This is a genomic window from Mesorhizobium comanense (assembly GCF_005503535.1).
In the GTDB taxonomy this organism is placed as follows: Bacteria; Pseudomonadota; Alphaproteobacteria; order Rhizobiales; family Rhizobiaceae; genus Mesorhizobium; species Mesorhizobium comanense.
In genome coordinates this window covers 133985-150320 of the sequence record NZ_SCNN01000016.1, presented here as the reverse complement: position 1 = coordinate 150320, position 16336 = coordinate 133985, and the positions used below count along the sequence as shown (strand labels likewise).

The following is a 16336-nucleotide window of genomic DNA, read 5'->3' as shown; positions in this document are numbered from 1 at the left end:
ATATATGATATTTACATTATTGTATGATCCATGCTCACTTCGTTCGAACATGGTAGATTCTAGGCTGTTGCATAATAATAATCCATGCTGCCTGTCCACTGCGCTTTGTGGCTACGCTACCATTTAGAACATGGTGATCTGCTAACTCACATAGCTGCGCATGCCAGATAGAGCCATGGGCATGGATTAGAACCATGGAAAAACAAGGCCATGGGCTTCAGGAGGTATGTCATTGCGGCAGAACCCGAGGTCACCTGCTCAAAGCAATCGGCCTAGTCCGTTAGGCTATACCCTACCGTACATATGCTTCGGCTCACAATAAGGTGTACGTTAGGATTGACGTGAGTCAACGTACACGATTATCTACGGACATAACCCTATCGTACATGGAGATAGTTATGTCCGTTATCCTTTATGCCCGAGTCTCGACGACCGATCAGACCATTGAGCATCAAGAGGCCCAGGCTAGGAAGGCCGGCTTCCAGATCGACACAGTTGTTTCTGACCAAGGAGCATCCGGCTTGAGCACAAAGCTCGCGGATCGCTCAGAGGGCAGGCGCCTGTATGACATGCTCCGCATGGGCGATACGCTCGTGGTGCGATGGGTAGATCGGCTTGGGCGAAACTATCAAGATGTCTGTGATGTGATCAGGGAGTTCATGCGCAGAGGGGTTACCATCAGAACAGTCATCAATAACATGACGTTCGATGGGGCCACTACGGACCCGATCCAGCAAGCGGTACGTGATGCTTTGATTGCGTTCATGGCAGCAACCGCTCAAGCCCAAGCAGAGGCGACGAAGGAAGCCCAGAAGGCTGGCATAGCCCACGCACAGACGAAGGATACGAAGTATCTTGGTCGCAAGCCGACCTATGACCGGCGTCAGTATCAGCTTGTGATGGATATGCTGGCTAATGGTGAGGGCGTTTCGACCATTGCCAAGGAAGCGGGTTTGACGCGGCAAACGGTGCTCCGCATCAAGGGGAAGGCACCCGATCAGGCCGAAGCCAACTTGCTGGCCTGGGGGCTTTGACAGGATGGGCCGCAATCGGGCAGGGAAGGCCGCTGAGAGTGGTCGAGGCAATTCTGCGCCCAATCCCGCGACGGTCGAACAAACGAGTCCTGTGAGCCTCCCTGGAGAAGCTAGCTCACTCGCCACGGAGGCGGCGGCCCCAGCTTCACGATTTCGGCAGCGAGCCACTTGGGGTCGATCCCGTCTGTGTAAGCACGCTTAGTGCCTTCATCGTCGGTCAGTTCGATCCAATGCAAGTCAGTGCTAGCCTTGCCGTCCAGGCGCTTGGCCTCAGCTACAACTGCACCGAGATATTCATCGAAGCCCATCCTATGGTTTCGCGCTTTGTTGGCTTGCTCAATCTCTTGGGAGACGCCGCCGCGATGTCCATGAGTGTCGCTGTTGTCAGTCTTCTGCTTCGGGGTGGAGGAATGAAGCATGTCTATGAGGACTTGATTCCATATCGTGAGCTTAGGCTGCATACCCTTTCGATACGCTTCCGCGATCATGGGCAACTGCTTGCCACCGTAGAATAGCCGCACCTGGTCCATGGCGTTGTGGATCATAGAGGTCGGCATATGTTCCGCGTCCATGCTGGCCACAAGGTTGGCCTCAGCGACCGTGCTGCCAGACTCCAAGCCGGTCAAGAATATCGATGCCCTTACGGTCTCGGCACCTCTTCGAACGTTGCCTTTTAGGAAATAGAAGACTCCTGCTCCAAGCACGATCAGAACTAGCAAAATTTCCATTATTAACCCCTGTCTGTTTCCCGAAATCGCAGCCCGTATCTGATCCGTATATCCAATTTTTGGATAATCTGAATTTCGGATTACCCGCCTGTTGAACGTGTCGTCAACGGGCTATGCCGAAATCGCTGCACTCAAAACGTCATCTGATGATAGCGGCGGCACTGGCAGAGCAGCGTCGCTCGAAGGGCTTGTCTCAGGCTCAGGTCGCCAAGGCTTTAGGACGACATCAGCCTTTCATAGCCAACATCGAGAGCGGCCAACGCAGGGTTGACCTCGTGGAGCTTTTGGAACTCGCTGAGATTATTGACCTAGACGTCCTGGCGCTCGTCAAACAGGTGATGGGCAGCTAGAATTTTCGCAGTGCTTCTTGCATCTGTGCAAGCGTATAGCCCTTGAAATAGTGCTGCTGGGTGACACCCTGCCTTGTGTGGCCGACGATGGCCTTGACCAAGTTTTCCTGCTCGCCAGCCTGCAAAAGCCTCGTCACCATGGTATGCCTGAAGCTGTGGAACACCAGATCATCGGTCTTGATGTCCAGCGCAACCAGAAAGCGTTCATTGAACCATCGCGAGAGTGGCCTTCCATAGCCTTCCTTTGCGCTGAAAGAAAAATCAGGAAAGAGCCGCTTCTGACCGCGCGGTCTCAGCGCATCCACGTACTCCAAAAATCCCATTGCGATGAGCTGGTCATGAACGGGTACCATCCTGCGGGAGGCAGTGGTCTTTAGACGCTTTTGGTCGCCCTCGTCATTGAAATCGAAATACCAGATGGCGGCGTCTTGCTTGATGTCTGCAAGTTCAAGCTGGCAGATTTCGTTAAGCCTGGCGCCTGTGTACAGCCCGATCAAAGGCCCCCATTTCTGATATTCCTTATTGATCAGGCCCCTCTTATTTTCCAGCAACTCGGCAGTCATTAGCTCAATTTGGTCCTGCGAAAACGCATCTCTCTGAGCCGCTTCCGCTTGCTTCTTGCTCTTTTTTAAACCTAACCCATCAAACAGATTTTCAGCGACAAATCTGTTTTTCCTGGCCCAAGCGAACAGACCGAAGTAGGTTTGTAGATAAGTGTTTATGGTGCGGACACTCAGCGTTGTGTACCCGCGAAGCTTCGATAGCTCCTCGATAGACCGTTTTCTTGTGGCTTCGATTTTATTTCTATTGCGAGGATAGTTTAGAAGCGTCTCTTTTACCCGTTGGACGTCTGAAGATGTGACGTCGGCGATATCGATCTCCGTTCCAAGAATCTCTTTCAAGAGTTCGAGGTGTTGTAGCTTCTGCTGCTCGGTCCGCGTGACCCAGCTCTCAGCCTTTTTCTGCTCGGCAACGAACTTGGCTGCGACATCGGTAAGGGTGTTCACAGGCCCGGACGCGGGTTTTGCAAATGTTGAGCTTAACGGAATCACGGTTTCGTCGAACTCGAAGCTCTCAAAGGACTGATCGTGAGCCATAACCTTTGCGCAGTAATCCCTGTATGCCTTTCGCATTTCCACTTTGAACGTCTCAAATGCACGCGAGCCCGGAGCTAGAGGCAAGCCGTACTTTTCGGCAAAGCCGATGGCTAGCGAGTCATCGCTAATGTGCGGCAAGATGTCGGAGCCCGTTGCGATGGCTTCTTCCGCGAACCCAACCCCATTCTGCAGGGCGCCTACGTGCATGACTGAGAGTCGCCCTTCCGCAGCCATCTCGCTTTTGCGGCGGGCTAACGCATCTTGGAAGTGCTTCTTAAGAGCTGCACGTATCTCGTCGTAGCGCATGCCGGATGCTGACCACTGTTTCATGAGGGCTTGGCCGACATAGCTTAGGTGCCGAGCCAGAGACAAGGCTTCCGAGCCTGCCCTGGTACCAAGCGAAATTTTGAGACTTGTCTGCATCCCGCTACCGGCAGCGCCGGGTCTGATCAGCGGCCAGCGGAAATAGAAAACCCGGTGACGGGAGATTTCGAGATAGGTCGGATTGCGCATTCTGGTGCATCCCCTGGATGCCTCACCAGCGAATGCTCAGCGTAAGCCATTGATTTTCAAGAGGATGGTGGGCGTGACAAGGATTGAACTTGTGACCCCTGCAATGTCAATGCAGTGCTCTCCCGCTGAGCTACACGCCCATCCGATGCCGCGCATACACCATTTTTGGTCCGGCGCGTCAATAGCCGGAAAAAGGAAAAACCTGTCCTCCGGCGGAGCCTGTGAAATGGTGCCTGCGGCCTGCCGAAGGCGGCTCAGGCCGCCTGCAGCATCTTCTCGACCTCGTTGACGAGATCGCGCAGGTGGAAGGGCTTGGACAGCACCTTGGCGTCCTTGGGCGCCTTGGAATCCGGGTTCAGCGCGACGGCGGCGAAACCGGTGATGAACATGACCTTGAGGTCCGGATCGATCTCGGTGGCGCGGCGCGCCAGTTCGATACCGTCCATCTCCGGCATGACGATGTCGGTCAGAAGCAGCGAGAACGGCTCCTCGCGCAAGCGCTCATAGGCGCTGGCGCCATTGTCGAAATCGCTGACCTGGTAACCGGCGCGCTCAAGCGCCTTGACGAGGAACCGACGCATATCGTCGTCGTCTTCCGCCAGAAGAATGCGTGCCATGATATCCCGTCCGAATCACCCGCCCCAGACTGCCGCCAGGCAAGCCCGTTAACCATCCTGTATATGAGGAGGTGAGAGTAAACATCAAGTGAACGCGGACGCGCCCGGGCCACATTTGCCTGGCGGCGCGACCGCTGAAATGCTGGACATGCGGCCAGCAAGGTGGCAGGTTCACGCCATGATGCACTGGTGTTTCCGGGTTCGTTCAAATTGAAGACGGCAGCCGAGGATTTTTCGGTTTTTCCACCCTTCGAAATCCGGTCGGGCGCCGAGCAGCGTGTCCCCTTTCTCTTCGACTCACCGCATAGCGGCCGCCACTATCCGGAACGCTTCCTCGCCATGGCGAGGCTCGATCGCAATGCCATCCGCCGGTCGGAAGACTGCTATGTCGACGAATTGTTCGGGGGCGCCGTGGCGCTCGGCGCTCCGATGCTGGCGGCGAATTTCCCGCGCGCCTATCTCGACGTCAACCGTGAGCCCTGGGAACTCGATCCGCGCATGTTCGCCGAGCCGGTGCCGTCCTTCTGCAACATCCGCTCGGCGCGGGTGGCGGGCGGACTGGGCACCGTACCGAAGCTGGTCGGCGAGGGGCTGGACATCTATCCGGGCCGCTTGCCGCTGGCCGAGGCGGTTGCCCGCATCGAGGCCGTCTACAAACCCTATCACGAAACGTTGAAACGGCTTCTGACGAGGACCCATGCCCGCTTCGGCTTTGCCGTACTGATCGACTGCCATTCGATGCCGGCAAGCATTCGCGTCGGCGACAGCGGCCTGCGGCCGGACTTCATCATCGGCGACCGTTTCGGCATCTCGGCTACCGCCGCCCTGACAGAAACCGCGATAGGCCTGCTTTCCGCGATGGGCTACACCGTCGCTCACAACAAGCCCTATGCGGGCGGTTTCATCACCGAGCATTACGGTCGCCCGGCGCGTCATCTGCATGCGCTGCAGATCGAGGTCAATCGCGGGCTCTACATGAACGAGCGGACATTCGAGAAGGCGGCCGGCTTCGATGCGCTGGCCGACGACCTGACACGGTTCTGCGCCGACCTGATGTCAATGCCCGACCATCATTTCGTCGACCTGCCGCTGGCCGCGGAGTGACATCCGAGCCCCCGGGTACGGACAACCGGATTGGCGGGTTAAAAAAAGACCGCATCGTTCGCACGATACGGTCGAAGTCTAGGGAGGAAACGCCCAAGGAGGGCATGGACAGGAAAACCTGTCCGAGAACAACCGTATTGTGCGGTGCACAAATGTCAAGCGGCCTTCATGGTTTTTTAATTCAGAGTGATGTGGAAATTGCATTTCGATGATGCCTATGTGACATTTGGGCAACTGTTAGCGCGACGGATAAATCGATAAACAGCGTTGTTTTGGCAGGAAAGTCGCGGAAAGCCCGATCGGGCATGCGGCGAGGCGGGAGAATCAATTGGACATCAGCATCGATTTCATGCGCCGCATCGCACGGGCGGCCGCGGCGGAAACCCTGCCGCGCTTTCGGGCGCAGGGCGCTGTCGCCAATAAGGAGAAGGGCAGTTTCGACCCGGTCACCGAAGCCGACCGCGAGACGGAACGCGCCATCCGAGCGTTGATTTCGGCCGAGTATCCCGACCATGGCATCCTTGGCGAGGAGCACGGCAGCGAGAATACTTCGAGCAAGCATGTGTGGGTGATCGATCCGATCGACGGCACGCGCGCCTTCATCTCCGGCCTACCGGTATGGGGTACGCTGGTCGGGTTGACGGTCGACGGCGATGCGGTCGCGGGCATGATGGCGCAGCCCTTCACGGGAGAGCTTTTCTACGCCAACGCGTCAGGTTCGCACTATGAAGGGCCGGGAGGGCCGCGAAAACTGACGACCCGCAAGACGACAAGACTCGACGAAGCGACGCTGTTCACCACCACGCCGGCGCTGTTCAAGGGCGAGGCGCGCACACGCTACGATGCGTTCGAGAAGACGGTTCAACTCGCCCGCTATGGGGCTGACTGCTATGCCTTCGCCATGATCGCCTCGGGCAGCGTCGACATCGTCGCCGATCCCGGATTGAAGCCCTACGATATCGTGGCGCTGATCCCCATCATCGAGAAAGCGGGCGGTGTCGTCACCACCTTCGACGGCGGCCCGGCGGAAAAGGGCGGTGATGTGCTGGCCGCGGCGACGCCCGAGCTTCACGCGGCCGCCATGGCTGCGCTGCACGGCTGAAGCGCCCGGCTCCGGCGGGTTCAGCGCGATTTGATCGAACGCTGGAATTCGGCCGGCGTTCGTCCGTAAACCTGCCGGAAGGCGGCGCTGAAATGGCTATGGCTGGAAAAGCCGAGGTCCATGCCGAGCGTGGTCAGATTGTCGTAACTGCCGAGCAGGTCCAGCGCGCGGGCCAGCCGCAAACGCAGGTGATAGCGATAGAGCGGCATCGCCTCGACCTGTTGGAAAACCTGGGTCAGGTAGACCGCCGAAACGCCGACCTCGGCCGCTATCCCGGCCAGCGTCCAGCGTCGCGACAGGTCCGACGACAGAACCAGCTTGGCGCGGTCGACCAGCTTCTGCAGTCCAGCGCTGGCGCCCGCCCCATGCGAGGTGCGCTCGCCCAGGGAGCGCCGCACGAGCGTCAGGGCAAGTGTTTCGGCTTCCAGCGTTTCGGCGACCTTGCGGCGCAGGCTATGGCGCAACAGCGCGACAAGCGCCTGCGCGCGCGGGTCGATGCGCCGGCGCTGGCGTCGAAACGCCAGGACACCGCCGGCGCGCAACTGCTCCTTTGGCGCCAGTTCGCGCAACTGTGCCTCCTCGACAACGATATCCAGACAGGCATCACCACCCTCGACGGGATGGCTTACCTGGTAGGGCTCGGCCTCATTAAAGAACAGCAGCTGGTTGGCTTCGGCCACGGCGTCGTTGCGGCCGACATGCCGCACGAAGACGCCGCGATAAGGGAAAACCAGATGCGTGGCCGCGGTGCATTCCTCATTGCTCCTGTGCCGGCATTCGCCGCTGCAGACGACGTCGCGTATCCTGACGACGGGCGTGTCCAGCAGCGGCAGAACCGTAAATTGCGACATGGCCGTTCCGCCTCCCGCTCACCGACTTCATTTTCGGTACTTTACGCACGGGGCCGTCCAATCCTGTCAGGAGCGTTCGAAAGGCGCGTTTCAGCCTCAGGCGCGGCGCCTGAACTCCGAATGGGCGTCGCTGCGCGACAGGCCGATGTCCTTGAGCTGTTCGTCGCTCATCTCGAGCAGAGCGACGCGGCTGCGGCGCTTTTCCATCTGCCGGCCGAGCCATCTGGCCGCTGCTGCGCATCGGGCGTGCAAAGACCGCCAGATGATCGTTGGGCTGATCGCCGCACGGGGCAGCACGTTGCCGCGCCGTTGTTGCGCCGTTGCTTGATCGGGGCGCATGGCTCAGTCCTTGTCGGTGCCGGTCGCCGAAGCACCGGCCTCGTTCAGCGCCTGGGCGCATTCTTCGCAACAGACCTCGACTGTCTTGCCGCCGACCTTGACGCGGATCGGGTCGGCATCGAGCTGGCAATCACAGGCGGCGCAGGTTCTCTCGGTCATGATCTCTTCTCCATGGCGTTCGGTTCGACGCATCGAGATGAGCATTCCAGGACAGGCGCTGACTGTCAGAATCTTTAGGGGCTTGCGTGCTCTCGTGGCGGCCCTCGGGGCTCCTGCTGACAGCGGTGTGTCAGCTGCATCCGCCTGCGGTCAGGCCGTCGGGTCGTCGGAGCCGGGGATGAAAGCGTCGAAGGCGGCGAGGAACTGTTCGCGGTAAAGGTCGACTTCCTGCAGGATCTCGTGCTTGGCGCCGTCGATCATCAGCATCGAGCCGAGCCTCAGACGTCTGGCGTATGCCTCGACAGCCTTGGTCGAGACGACCTGGTCGTTGCCGGCGGCGATGATGAGCAAGGGCACCTGAATACCGGCCATGAAGTCGGGGTCGGAGATGGCTTCCGACGCCTTCGCCGCCGCTTGCAGCCAGCGGACCGTGGGGCCGCCAAGCGCCATTTGCGGATATTCTTCGTAGATGCGCGTGTTGCGGCGATAGCGCTTTGGGTCCGTCGTCACCTTGTTGGCCTCGAAAGGCAGCGTGTGCCGGGGCCGCGGTCCCCAGGCGGCATAGAGCCAGCCGAGCCCGAAAGCGCAGAAAAACGAGCAGATGCGACGGACCGTCCTGATCGAAACCGGCAGATCGGGCAGCGTCAGGAACGGCGCGATCAGCACCATGCGCCGCACGCGGTTGACCATCGACGGCGAGGCCAGCAACGCGATGACCGCGCCGGCGGAGTGGGCCAGGATGTAATAGGGGCCGCGGCAGTCGGGCAGCACGATGTCCTCGAAAAACTGCTCCAGATCGGCGGTGTAATCGCGAAACGACCTGACATAGCCGCGCTGCCGGTCGCGGATCAGCCGCGAGGAATCGCCCTGGCCGCGCCAGTCGAGCGTGGCGACGCCAAAGCCCCGGGCGGCAAGGTCGCGGATGGTCTCGAAATATTTCTCGATGCACTCGTTGCGGCCGCCGAGCAGCACCACGGTGCCTTTCATCGGCCGGGCAACCGCCGCGAACAGGCCATAGCGGATCGTCTTGCCGTCCCGCGTGGTGAAGAAGCCGCCAGTGGCGTTCTCCGGCCGAGGATTGTCCGCCGTGTCGTGGAAAATGTCTGTCATTCGGCGCTTTGTACTCGGCGTCTTCACCTGCCTGCCGCCAACGGCCGGCCCCCAGCCAAGGTGATAGACGCCAATGCATCAAAAGCAAAGCAAATCCGGGTTATGCCTGGATCGCAAAGGGGAAGGCCGGAAGCCGCTCACGGGCGTGCTTCCGGCCTCTGTCGATCCGGGAGGAAGGGACGTTGACACCCGGTTCGGCCTCGTCGCGGCGCTTCAAATCCTGCGCCGCCAATCCTTGATCGTGGGTTCACACTAGCGCGGCCTGTCTGAACGTGCGCCGAAGCGCCGGTTCATCTGCCGTTCATCAAGGGGGGCTTTCCATCTTTTGCCATCGGGCGAAGCTTGAAATGCATTCTGGCGCTCCCCAGATGTGGGTTGCGGTCGCCGATGTCGGGACCGCTGGTCCTCCCGAAACGCCGCTCACGGGTTTCGCACCGGCCATACGCAAACCATGTTGCTCAACAGGAGAACACCTCATGCGTCACGTTGATTTTTCCCCGCTCTACCGCTCAACCGTCGGCTTCGACCGGCTCTTCACCATGCTGGACTCGCTTGCGCAGCCTGACGGCGCGCAGACCTATCCGCCCTACAATATCGAGCGCACCGGCGAGGATTCCTACCGGATCTCGATGGCGGTCGCCGGCTTCTCGGACGACGAGATTTCGATCGAAGCCCACCGCAACGTGCTGACCGTGAAGGGCGAGCGCAAGGACGAGGGCACTGGTGAAGGTTCCGAGCTGCTCTATCGCGGCATCGCCTCCAGGGCCTTCGAGCGCCGCTTCCAGCTTGCCGACCATGTCGACGTCGTCGGCGCCAACCTGAAAAACGGCCTGCTCTTCGTCGACCTCAAGCGCAACATTCCCGAGGAATTGAAGCCGCGCAAGATCGCGATCACCTCGGCTCCGGCCACGGCAAAGCAGATCGAAGCCAAGACCGCTGCCTGACAGGCCGGCACATTACGGATAAAGTCTCCTCCCGAGACGGAAGCGGCGCCGAAAGGCGCCGCTTTTTTATTGTCCGGAGAAAGCCGTCACCCGGCGATCAACTGGCCGAAACGGTCGACTTCCTCTGAAGTCGTGGCAAAGCTGGTGACGAAGCGGTAGAGCACCTCGTCCTCGCCGACATGGCCGTCGAAACCATGCGGCTTGTGCCAGTCATAGAAGGCGGCGCCCGCCGCCTGCAGCCTGTCGGCCTCGGCCTTCTTCATGATCGCGAAGACCTCGTTGGCCTGCGGAAGCCAAGCGAGCTTTGCCGATTGGGAATCCTCGATGGCCGCGGCGAGCCGGGCGGCCATGGCGTTGGCGTGGCGTGCCGTGTCGAGCCACAGTCCGTCCTTGAAATAGGCCTCGAACTGCGCGGCGACGAAACGGGATTTGGAAAACAGCTGCGCGGCGCGTTTGCGCAGGAAGGCCAATTCCCTGGCGCGGTCGAGGTCGAACAGCACGATCGCCTCGGCGCACCAGCAGCCATTCTTGGTGCCGCCGAAGGACAGGATGTCGACACCGCGCTTCCAGGTCATTTCGGCCGGCGTCGTGTCGAGCGCGGCCAGTGCATTGGCAAAGCGGGCGCCATCCATGTGCAACGGCACTGAATGCTTCCTGGCGATGGCCGAGATCGTCTCGATCTCCTCCAGGCCGTAGACGGTGCCGACCTCTGTCGACTGGGTGATGGAGACGGCCATCGGCCGGCCCCAATGGACGATTTCCGGCGCGAAGCGGCCGATGATGCGTTCAAGATTGTGCGGGTCGATCTTGCCCAGAGCGCCATCGACGGCGTGCAGCCGCGAACCGCCCGAGAAATATTCCGGCGCGCCGCATTCGTCCTCGATGACATGCGATTCGCGATGGGCGAAGGAAATGCCGCCAGGCTTGTTGAACGTGGTCAGCGACAGCGAATTGGCGGCGGTGCCGGTCGCCACGAAAAACACCGCGACCTCGCGTTCGAAAATCTCGCTGAACCTGACATAGACCGCTTGGTCGAGCGTGCTGTCGCCATAGGCAGTGGCAAAGCCACCGGCCGCGGCCGACAGGCCGGCAACGATATTGGGATGGGCGCCTGCCCAATTGTCGGAAGCGAAGAACATGTATCTGCCTGTGTTGGGGAAATCGGGTGGAGTTGACCGGTTTCAGGCGCCAACCGCAAGGGCCAGACGCGGGAAAACCGGTAAAGCCAGTCAGTTTGGCCGCGTGATGGACGGCGACTTAAGCTTACGTTTCCTCTCAACTTCACGAAATTTTATGTCGCCAAAAGCCCAAGTTTTTTGTGAATCGGTCTTGTGTGCGTCGGGGAATTCTGCCATAAAAATTTAGGACAGTAGTGCTGTCTTATTTTGTCGCACAAAACAGGCTGGATTGGCGTAACATATTGGCCTCTCCGGCTGTTGCCGCGAGCGACAGGTGGACGGCCAGGAGCTGGCCTGTACGATACCAGACGCGAACCATGCGAAGCGATGCATGGCTCGGCAAGGATTTCGAAAGACGTGCCGCAAGGATGAAGGGTGAGCCAAGCGCTTGCCGAGGCAAACCAGCGACAGAAAAATGGCCAGCGCCCGACGGGGCGCGGAACGGAGAGGACAGGACAATGACGGAATTGACGCACGCTGCGATCCACGGCCAGGCCGCGCAGACGAAAGCGGCAACCGTCAAAAATACGTCCGGAACCGACCTTGGCCGAACCGACATTGGCCGAACCGGTTTTGCCTCTCAGGGCCTCTACGATCCGCGCAATGAACATGACGCCTGCGGCGTCGGCTTCATCGTCAACATGAAGGGCGTGAAGTCGCATGACATCGTCAAGGACGGCCTTGCCGTGCTTGAAAACCTGACGCATCGCGGCGCCGTCGGTGCCGATCCGCTGGTCGGCGACGGTGCCGGCGTGCTGGTGCAACTCCCCGACCAGTTCTTCCGCGAGGAAATGGCGGCCCAAGGCATCGAACTGCCGCCGGCCGGCCAGTACGGCGTCGGCCACTGGTTCATGCCGCAGGACGCGGCGCTGCGTGCCCATATCGAGGACATCATCGCCGAGTCGGCGCAGTCCGAAGGCCTGCCGCTCATCGGTTTCCGCGACGTGCCGGTCGACAATTCGTCGCTGTCGAAGGCACCCGACATCGTGGCGTCCGAGCCGTTCCACCGCCAGGTTTTCATCGGCCGCACGGCTGATATTCCCGACGATGAGGAATACGAGGCCCGGCTCTATCTGTTGCGCAAGGTCATTTCCGGCCGCATCTATGCCGAGAACGACAACAAGGATATCGGCGCCTATTGCGTGTCGCTGTCGGCGCGCACGATCGTCTACAAGGGCATGTTCCTGGCCTACCAGGTCGGCGCCTACTACAAGGATCTCAATGACCCGCGCTTCGAGACCGCGCTGATCCTGGTTCACCAGCGCTTCTCGACCAACACCTTCCCGTCCTGGAAGCTGGCGCATCCCTACCGCATGGTCGCGCACAATGGCGAGATCAACACGGTACGCGGCAACAACAACTGGATGGCGGCGCGCCAGGCCTCGGTCGATTCCGAACTGTTCGGCAACAACATCTCCAAGCTCTGGCCGATCTCCTATGACGGCCAGTCCGACACCGCATGCTTCGACAACGCGCTCGAGTTCCTGTTCCAGGGCGGCTACTCGCTCAGCCACGCCATGATGATGCTGATCCCGGAAGCCTGGGCCGGCAACAAGCTCATGGATGCCGACCGCAAGGCCTTTTACGAGTACCACGCGGCGTTGATGGAGCCGTGGGACGGCCCGGCGGCGGTCGCCTTCACCGATGGCCGCCAGATCGGCGCCACGCTCGACCGCAACGGCCTGCGCCCGGCGCGCTACATCGTCACCGATGACGACCGCGTCATCATGGCTTCGGAAGCCGGCGTGCTGCCGGTGCCGGAGGAGAAGATCGTGCAGAAGTGGCGGCTGCAGCCTGGCCGCATGCTGCTGATCGATCTCGCCAAGGGCCGTATCGTGCCCGACGAGGAGATCAAGTCGGAGATCGCGACCAGGCATCCCTACAAAACCTGGCTCGCCAACACGCAGCTCATCCTCGAGGACCTGAAGCCGGTCGAGCCGCGCGCGCTGCGCAAGGATGTCAGCCTGCTCGATCGCCAGCAGGCCTTCGGCTACACGCAGGAGGACACCAAGCTCTTGATGTCGCCGATGGCGACCACCGGCCAGGAAGCCGTGGGTTCGATGGGCACCGACACGCCGATCTCGGCGATGTCGGACAAGTCGAAGCTGCTCTATACCTATTTCAAGCAGAACTTCGCGCAGGTCACCAACCCGCCGATCGACCCGATCCGCGAGGAGCTGGTGATGAGCCTGGTGTCCTTCATCGGGCCGCGGCCGAACATTTTCGACCTGGTCGGCAATTCGCGCCGCAAGCGGCTCGAGGTGCGCCAGCCGATCCTGACCAATGGCGATCTGGAAAAGATCCGTTCCATCGGCCACACCGAGGACCGTTTCGATACCAAGACGATCGACATCACCTACGGGTCGAGCGAGGGCGCGGCCGGCATGCAGGGCGCCATCGACAGGCTGTGTGAACGCGCCGAAGCGGCGGTCGCCGGCGGCTACAACATCATCATCCTGTCCGATCGCCAGGTCGGGCCGGACCGCATCGCCATTCCGGCGCTGCTGGCGACAGCTGCCGTGCATCATCACCTGATCCGCAAGGGGCTGCGCACCGCGGTCGGCCTTGTGGTGGAATCGGGCGAGCCGCGCGAGGTCCATCATTTCTGCTGCCTTGCCGGCTACGGCGCCGAGGCGATCAATCCGTACCTCGCCTTCGACACGCTGCTCGACATGCACAAGCGTGGCGAGCTGCCGGAGGAGGTCGATGCCTACGAGGTCGTGTCGCGCTACATCAAGTCGATCGGCAAGGGCATCCTCAAGGTGATGTCCAAGATGGGCATCTCGACCTACCAGTCCTATTGCGGCGCCCAGATATTCGACGCCATCGGCCTGAAGTCGGACTTCGTGCAGCAGTATTTCACCGGCACCGCGACACTGATCGAAGGCGTCGGCCTGGACGAGATCTCGGCGGAGACGCTCAGCCGCCACACGGACGGATTCGGCAATGACCCGGTGCTGCGCAACAGCCTGGAAGTCGGCGGCGAATACATGTTCCGCATGCGTGGCGAGGCGCATATGTGGTCGCCTGACGCCGTCGCCAGCCTGCAGCACGCCGTTCGGCAGGGGTCCTGGGACACGTTCAAGGAGTATTCGGCTCAGATCGACAGCGAGACGGCGCGCGCGCAGACCATCCGCGGCCTGTTCAAGGTAAGGTTGGCGGACGAGACCGGACGCAAGAAGGTCGCGCTCGACGACGTCATGCCGGCGGCCGAGATCGTCAAGCGCTTCTCGACCGGCGCGATGTCGTTCGGTTCGATCTCGCGTGAGGCGCACACCACGCTGGCGCGAGCCATGAACCAGATCGGCGGCAAGTCGAACACGGGCGAGGGCGGCGAAGAGGCCGACCGTTACCTGCCGCTGCCGGGCGGAGGCAAGAACCCGGAGCGCTCTGCGATCAAGCAGGTCGCCTCCGGCCGCTTCGGCGTGACGGCGGAATATCTCGTCAACTCCGACGTGATGCAGATCAAGGTCGCGCAGGGCGCAAAGCCCGGCGAGGGCGGCCAGTTGCCCGGCCACAAGGTCGATGCGACCATCGCCAAGGTCCGGCATTCGACGCCGGGCGTCGGCCTGATCTCGCCGCCGCCGCATCACGACATCTATTCGATCGAGGATCTGGCGCAGCTGATCTACGACCTGAAGAACGTCAACCCGGCGGCCGACGTGTCGGTGAAGCTGGTGTCGGAAGTCGGCGTCGGTACTGTCGCGGCGGGCGTCGCCAAGGCGCGCGCCGACCACATCACCATCTCCGGTTATGATGGCGGCACGGGTGCCTCGCCGCTGACCTCGCTCAAGCATGCGGGCAGCCCGTGGGAAATGGGCCTTGCCGAGACGCACCAGACGCTGGTGCTCAACGGCCTGCGCTCACGCGTGGCGCTGCAGGTCGATGGCGGCCTGCGCACCGGGCGCGACGTCATCATCGGTGCGCTGCTGGGCGCCGACGAATTCGGCTTCTCGACCGCGCCGCTGATCGCGGCCGGCTGCATCATGATGCGCAAGTGCCATCTCAACACTTGCCCCGTGGGCGTCGCCACACAGGACCCGGTGCTGCGCAAGCGCTTCAAGGGCACGCCGGAGCATGTCATCAACTTCTTCTTCTATGTGGCGGAAGAGGTGAGGGCGCTGCTGGCCGAGATGGGCTTCACTCACATCGACCAGATCATCGGCGACAGCGATCTCCTGGAAAAGCGCGACGTGATCCAGCACTGGAAGGCGCGCGGGCTCGACTTCTCGAAGATGTTCTACAAGCCCGACGTGCCGCATGAAGCGGCGCACTGGACAGAGCGCCAGAAGCATCCGATCGACGATGTGCTCGACCGCAAGCTGATCGAACTGGCCAAACCCGCGCTGGAAAGCCGGCAGCCGGTCAGCATCGAAGTTCCGATCCGCAATGTCGATCGCTCGGCGGGCGCCATGCTGTCGGGCGAGGTGGCCAAGCGTTTCAAGCACAAGGGGCTGCGCGAGGACACGATCCAGGTGAAGCTCACGGGCACCGCCGGCCAGTCGTTCGGGGCCTTCCTGGCGCGCGGCATCTCGTTCGATCTCGTCGGCGCCGGCAACGACTATGTCGGCAAGGGCCTGTCGGGCGGGCGCATCGTCATCCGGCCGCCGCAGGAAGCCAAGATCGTCGCGGCGGACTCCATCATCGTCGGCAACACGGTGCTCTACGGCGCGACCGAGGGCGAAGCCTATTTCGCCGGCGTCGCCGGCGAGCGTTTCGCGGTGCGCAATTCGGGCGTGGCGGCTGTCGTCGAAGGCGTCGGCGACCATGGCTGCGAATACATGACCGGCGGTGTCGTCGTCGTCATCGGCAAGACCGGCCGCAACTTCGCCGCCGGCATGTCGGGCGGTGTCGCCTATGTGCTGGATGAAGCCGGTGATTTCGCCGAGCGCTGCAACATGGCCATGGTCGAGTTGGAGCCGGTTCCGGAAGAGGACGACCTGATGGAGAAGCTGCTGCATCATGGCGGCGATCTCGACCACAAGGGCCGCGTCGACGTGTCGGGCGACATGACCAGTCACGACGAGGAGCGGCTCTACCAGCTGATCTCGAACCACGTCCACTTCACGGGTTCTGTTCGCGGCCGCGAGATCCTCGACGACTGGGCGACGTTCCGGCCGAAATTCCGCAAGATCATGCCGGTGGAGTATCGCCGGGCGCTGATCGAGATGGAACGCATGCGCATGGGCGTCGCGGCCGAATAGGCTTTC

14 protein-coding genes and 1 tRNA gene are annotated in these 16336 nt (G+C 61.2%); 6 read left to right on the top strand and 9 right to left on the bottom strand.

The genetic code is table 11. From position 1 onward, the window contains the following. Positions 1 to 398: 398 nt before the first annotated feature. Positions 399 to 1034: a recombinase family protein gene (locus FFS37_RS24660; protein ID WP_137933574.1), complete on the top strand. Its 636-nt coding sequence runs from the start codon at positions 399 to 401 to the stop codon at positions 1032 to 1034. A gap of 110 nt (positions 1035 to 1144) precedes the next feature. Here FFS37_RS24660 and FFS37_RS24655 read toward each other — a convergent pair whose 3' ends face one another. Next, positions 1145 to 1762: a hypothetical protein gene (locus FFS37_RS24655; protein ID WP_137933573.1), complete on the bottom strand. Its 618-nt coding sequence runs from the start codon at positions 1760 to 1762 to the stop codon at positions 1145 to 1147. A gap of 113 nt (positions 1763 to 1875) precedes the next feature. Here FFS37_RS24655 and FFS37_RS24650 point away from each other — a divergent pair, with 113 nt between their 5' ends. Beyond that, on the top strand, positions 1876 to 2112 hold the full coding sequence (locus tag FFS37_RS24650) for a helix-turn-helix domain-containing protein (RefSeq protein ID WP_137933572.1): 237 nt from the start codon (positions 1876 to 1878) through the stop codon (positions 2110 to 2112). Here FFS37_RS24650 and FFS37_RS24645 read toward each other — a convergent pair. The 3 genes from FFS37_RS24645 to cpdR form a co-directional block, all read right to left on the bottom strand. Then, entirely contained in the window at positions 2109 to 3722 is a 1614-nt protein-coding gene (locus FFS37_RS24645; protein WP_137933571.1) for a site-specific integrase, read from the bottom strand. The two genes, FFS37_RS24650 and FFS37_RS24645, sit on opposite strands and share 4 nt — an antisense overlap. A 65-nt stretch (positions 3723 to 3787) precedes the next feature. Further along, positions 3788 to 3862, bottom strand: a tRNA-Val gene (locus FFS37_RS24640). 114 nt (positions 3863 to 3976) lie between these two features. Next, complete coding sequence (gene cpdR / locus FFS37_RS24635; protein ID WP_006199474.1) at positions 3977 to 4339, bottom strand: cell cycle two-component system response regulator CpdR; 363 nt, start codon at positions 4337 to 4339, stop codon at positions 3977 to 3979. A 162-nt stretch (positions 4340 to 4501) separates the two neighbouring features. Between cpdR and FFS37_RS24630 the strand changes: the two genes are divergently transcribed. Further along, a complete protein-coding gene (locus FFS37_RS24630) occupies positions 4502 to 5443 on the top strand; it encodes an N-formylglutamate amidohydrolase (protein ID WP_137933570.1) in 942 nt (313 codons plus the stop codon). A gap of 328 nt (positions 5444 to 5771) precedes the next feature. Next, the gene (hisN, locus tag FFS37_RS24625) at positions 5772 to 6545 is read left to right on the top strand and encodes a histidinol-phosphatase (RefSeq protein ID WP_137933569.1); all 774 of its coding nucleotides are present in this window, start codon (positions 5772 to 5774) and stop codon (positions 6543 to 6545) included. 20 nt (positions 6546 to 6565) lie between these two features. On the opposite strand, the gene FFS37_RS24620 is transcribed toward hisN, so the two are convergent. The 4 genes from FFS37_RS24620 to FFS37_RS24610 all read right to left on the bottom strand — a co-directional run bounded on the left by FFS37_RS24620 (position 6566) and on the right by FFS37_RS24610 (position 9004). After that, the gene (locus FFS37_RS24620) at positions 6566 to 7396 is read right to left on the bottom strand and encodes a helix-turn-helix transcriptional regulator (RefSeq protein ID WP_137933568.1); all 831 of its coding nucleotides are present in this window, start codon (positions 7394 to 7396) and stop codon (positions 6566 to 6568) included. A gap of 96 nt (positions 7397 to 7492) precedes the next feature. Continuing rightward, complete coding sequence (locus tag FFS37_RS24615; protein ID WP_137933567.1) at positions 7493 to 7735, bottom strand: DUF1127 domain-containing protein; 243 nt, start codon at positions 7733 to 7735, stop codon at positions 7493 to 7495. Between the two features lie 3 nt (positions 7736 to 7738). Then, a complete protein-coding gene (locus FFS37_RS35825; RefSeq protein ID WP_171026396.1) occupies positions 7739 to 7894 on the bottom strand; it encodes a hypothetical protein in 156 nt (51 codons plus the stop codon). A 150-nt stretch (positions 7895 to 8044) separates the two neighbouring features. Then, the gene (locus tag FFS37_RS24610) at positions 8045 to 9004 is read right to left on the bottom strand and encodes an alpha/beta fold hydrolase (protein ID WP_137933566.1); all 960 of its coding nucleotides are present in this window, start codon (positions 9002 to 9004) and stop codon (positions 8045 to 8047) included. 476 nt (positions 9005 to 9480) lie between these two features. On the opposite strand from FFS37_RS24610, the gene FFS37_RS24605 reads away from it, so the two are divergent. Next, positions 9481 to 9948 (top strand): Hsp20 family protein, encoded by a 468-nt coding sequence (locus FFS37_RS24605; RefSeq protein WP_137933565.1) that lies wholly within the window; start codon positions 9481 to 9483, stop codon positions 9946 to 9948. An 86-nt stretch (positions 9949 to 10034) separates the two neighbouring features. Here the strand turns inward: FFS37_RS24605 and FFS37_RS24600 are convergent, their stop codons facing one another. Further along, the gene (locus FFS37_RS24600) at positions 10035 to 11087 is read right to left on the bottom strand and encodes a threonine aldolase family protein (RefSeq protein WP_137933564.1); all 1053 of its coding nucleotides are present in this window, start codon (positions 11085 to 11087) and stop codon (positions 10035 to 10037) included. A 497-nt stretch (positions 11088 to 11584) separates the two neighbouring features. Between FFS37_RS24600 and gltB the strand changes: the two genes are divergently transcribed. Next, positions 11585 to 16330: a glutamate synthase large subunit gene (gene gltB, locus FFS37_RS24595; protein WP_137933563.1), complete on the top strand. Its 4746-nt coding sequence runs from the start codon at positions 11585 to 11587 to the stop codon at positions 16328 to 16330. Positions 16331 to 16336: the final 6 nt, after the last annotated feature.

Bases quoted from the DNA above. Each gene is read 5' to 3' on its own strand.
- FFS37_RS24660 (WP_137933574.1), top strand. From the start codon at position 399: ATGTCCGTTATCCTTTATGCCCGAGTCTCGACGACCGATCAGACCATT.
- FFS37_RS24655 (WP_137933573.1), bottom strand. From the start codon at position 1,762: ATGGAAATTTTGCTAGTTCTGATCGTGCTTGGAGCAGGAGTCTTCTAT.
- FFS37_RS24650 (WP_137933572.1), top strand. From the start codon at position 1,876: ATGCCGAAATCGCTGCACTCAAAACGTCATCTGATGATAGCGGCGGCA.
- FFS37_RS24645 (WP_137933571.1), bottom strand. From the start codon at position 3,722: ATGCGCAATCCGACCTATCTCGAAATCTCCCGTCACCGGGTTTTCTAT.
- cpdR (WP_006199474.1), bottom strand. From the start codon at position 4,339: ATGGCACGCATTCTTCTGGCGGAAGACGACGACGATATGCGTCGGTTC.
- FFS37_RS24620 (WP_137933568.1), bottom strand. From the start codon at position 7,396: ATGTCGCAATTTACGGTTCTGCCGCTGCTGGACACGCCCGTCGTCAGG.
- FFS37_RS24615 (WP_137933567.1), bottom strand. From the start codon at position 7,735: ATGCGCCCCGATCAAGCAACGGCGCAACAACGGCGCGGCAACGTGCTG.
- FFS37_RS35825 (WP_171026396.1), bottom strand. From the start codon at position 7,894: ATGACCGAGAGAACCTGCGCCGCCTGTGATTGCCAGCTCGATGCCGAC.
- FFS37_RS24610 (WP_137933566.1), bottom strand. From the start codon at position 9,004: ATGACAGACATTTTCCACGACACGGCGGACAATCCTCGGCCGGAGAAC.
- FFS37_RS24605 (WP_137933565.1), top strand. From the start codon at position 9,481: ATGCGTCACGTTGATTTTTCCCCGCTCTACCGCTCAACCGTCGGCTTC.
- FFS37_RS24600 (WP_137933564.1), bottom strand. From the start codon at position 11,087: ATGTTCTTCGCTTCCGACAATTGGGCAGGCGCCCATCCCAATATCGTT.
- gltB (WP_137933563.1), top strand. From the start codon at position 11,585: ATGACGGAATTGACGCACGCTGCGATCCACGGCCAGGCCGCGCAGACG.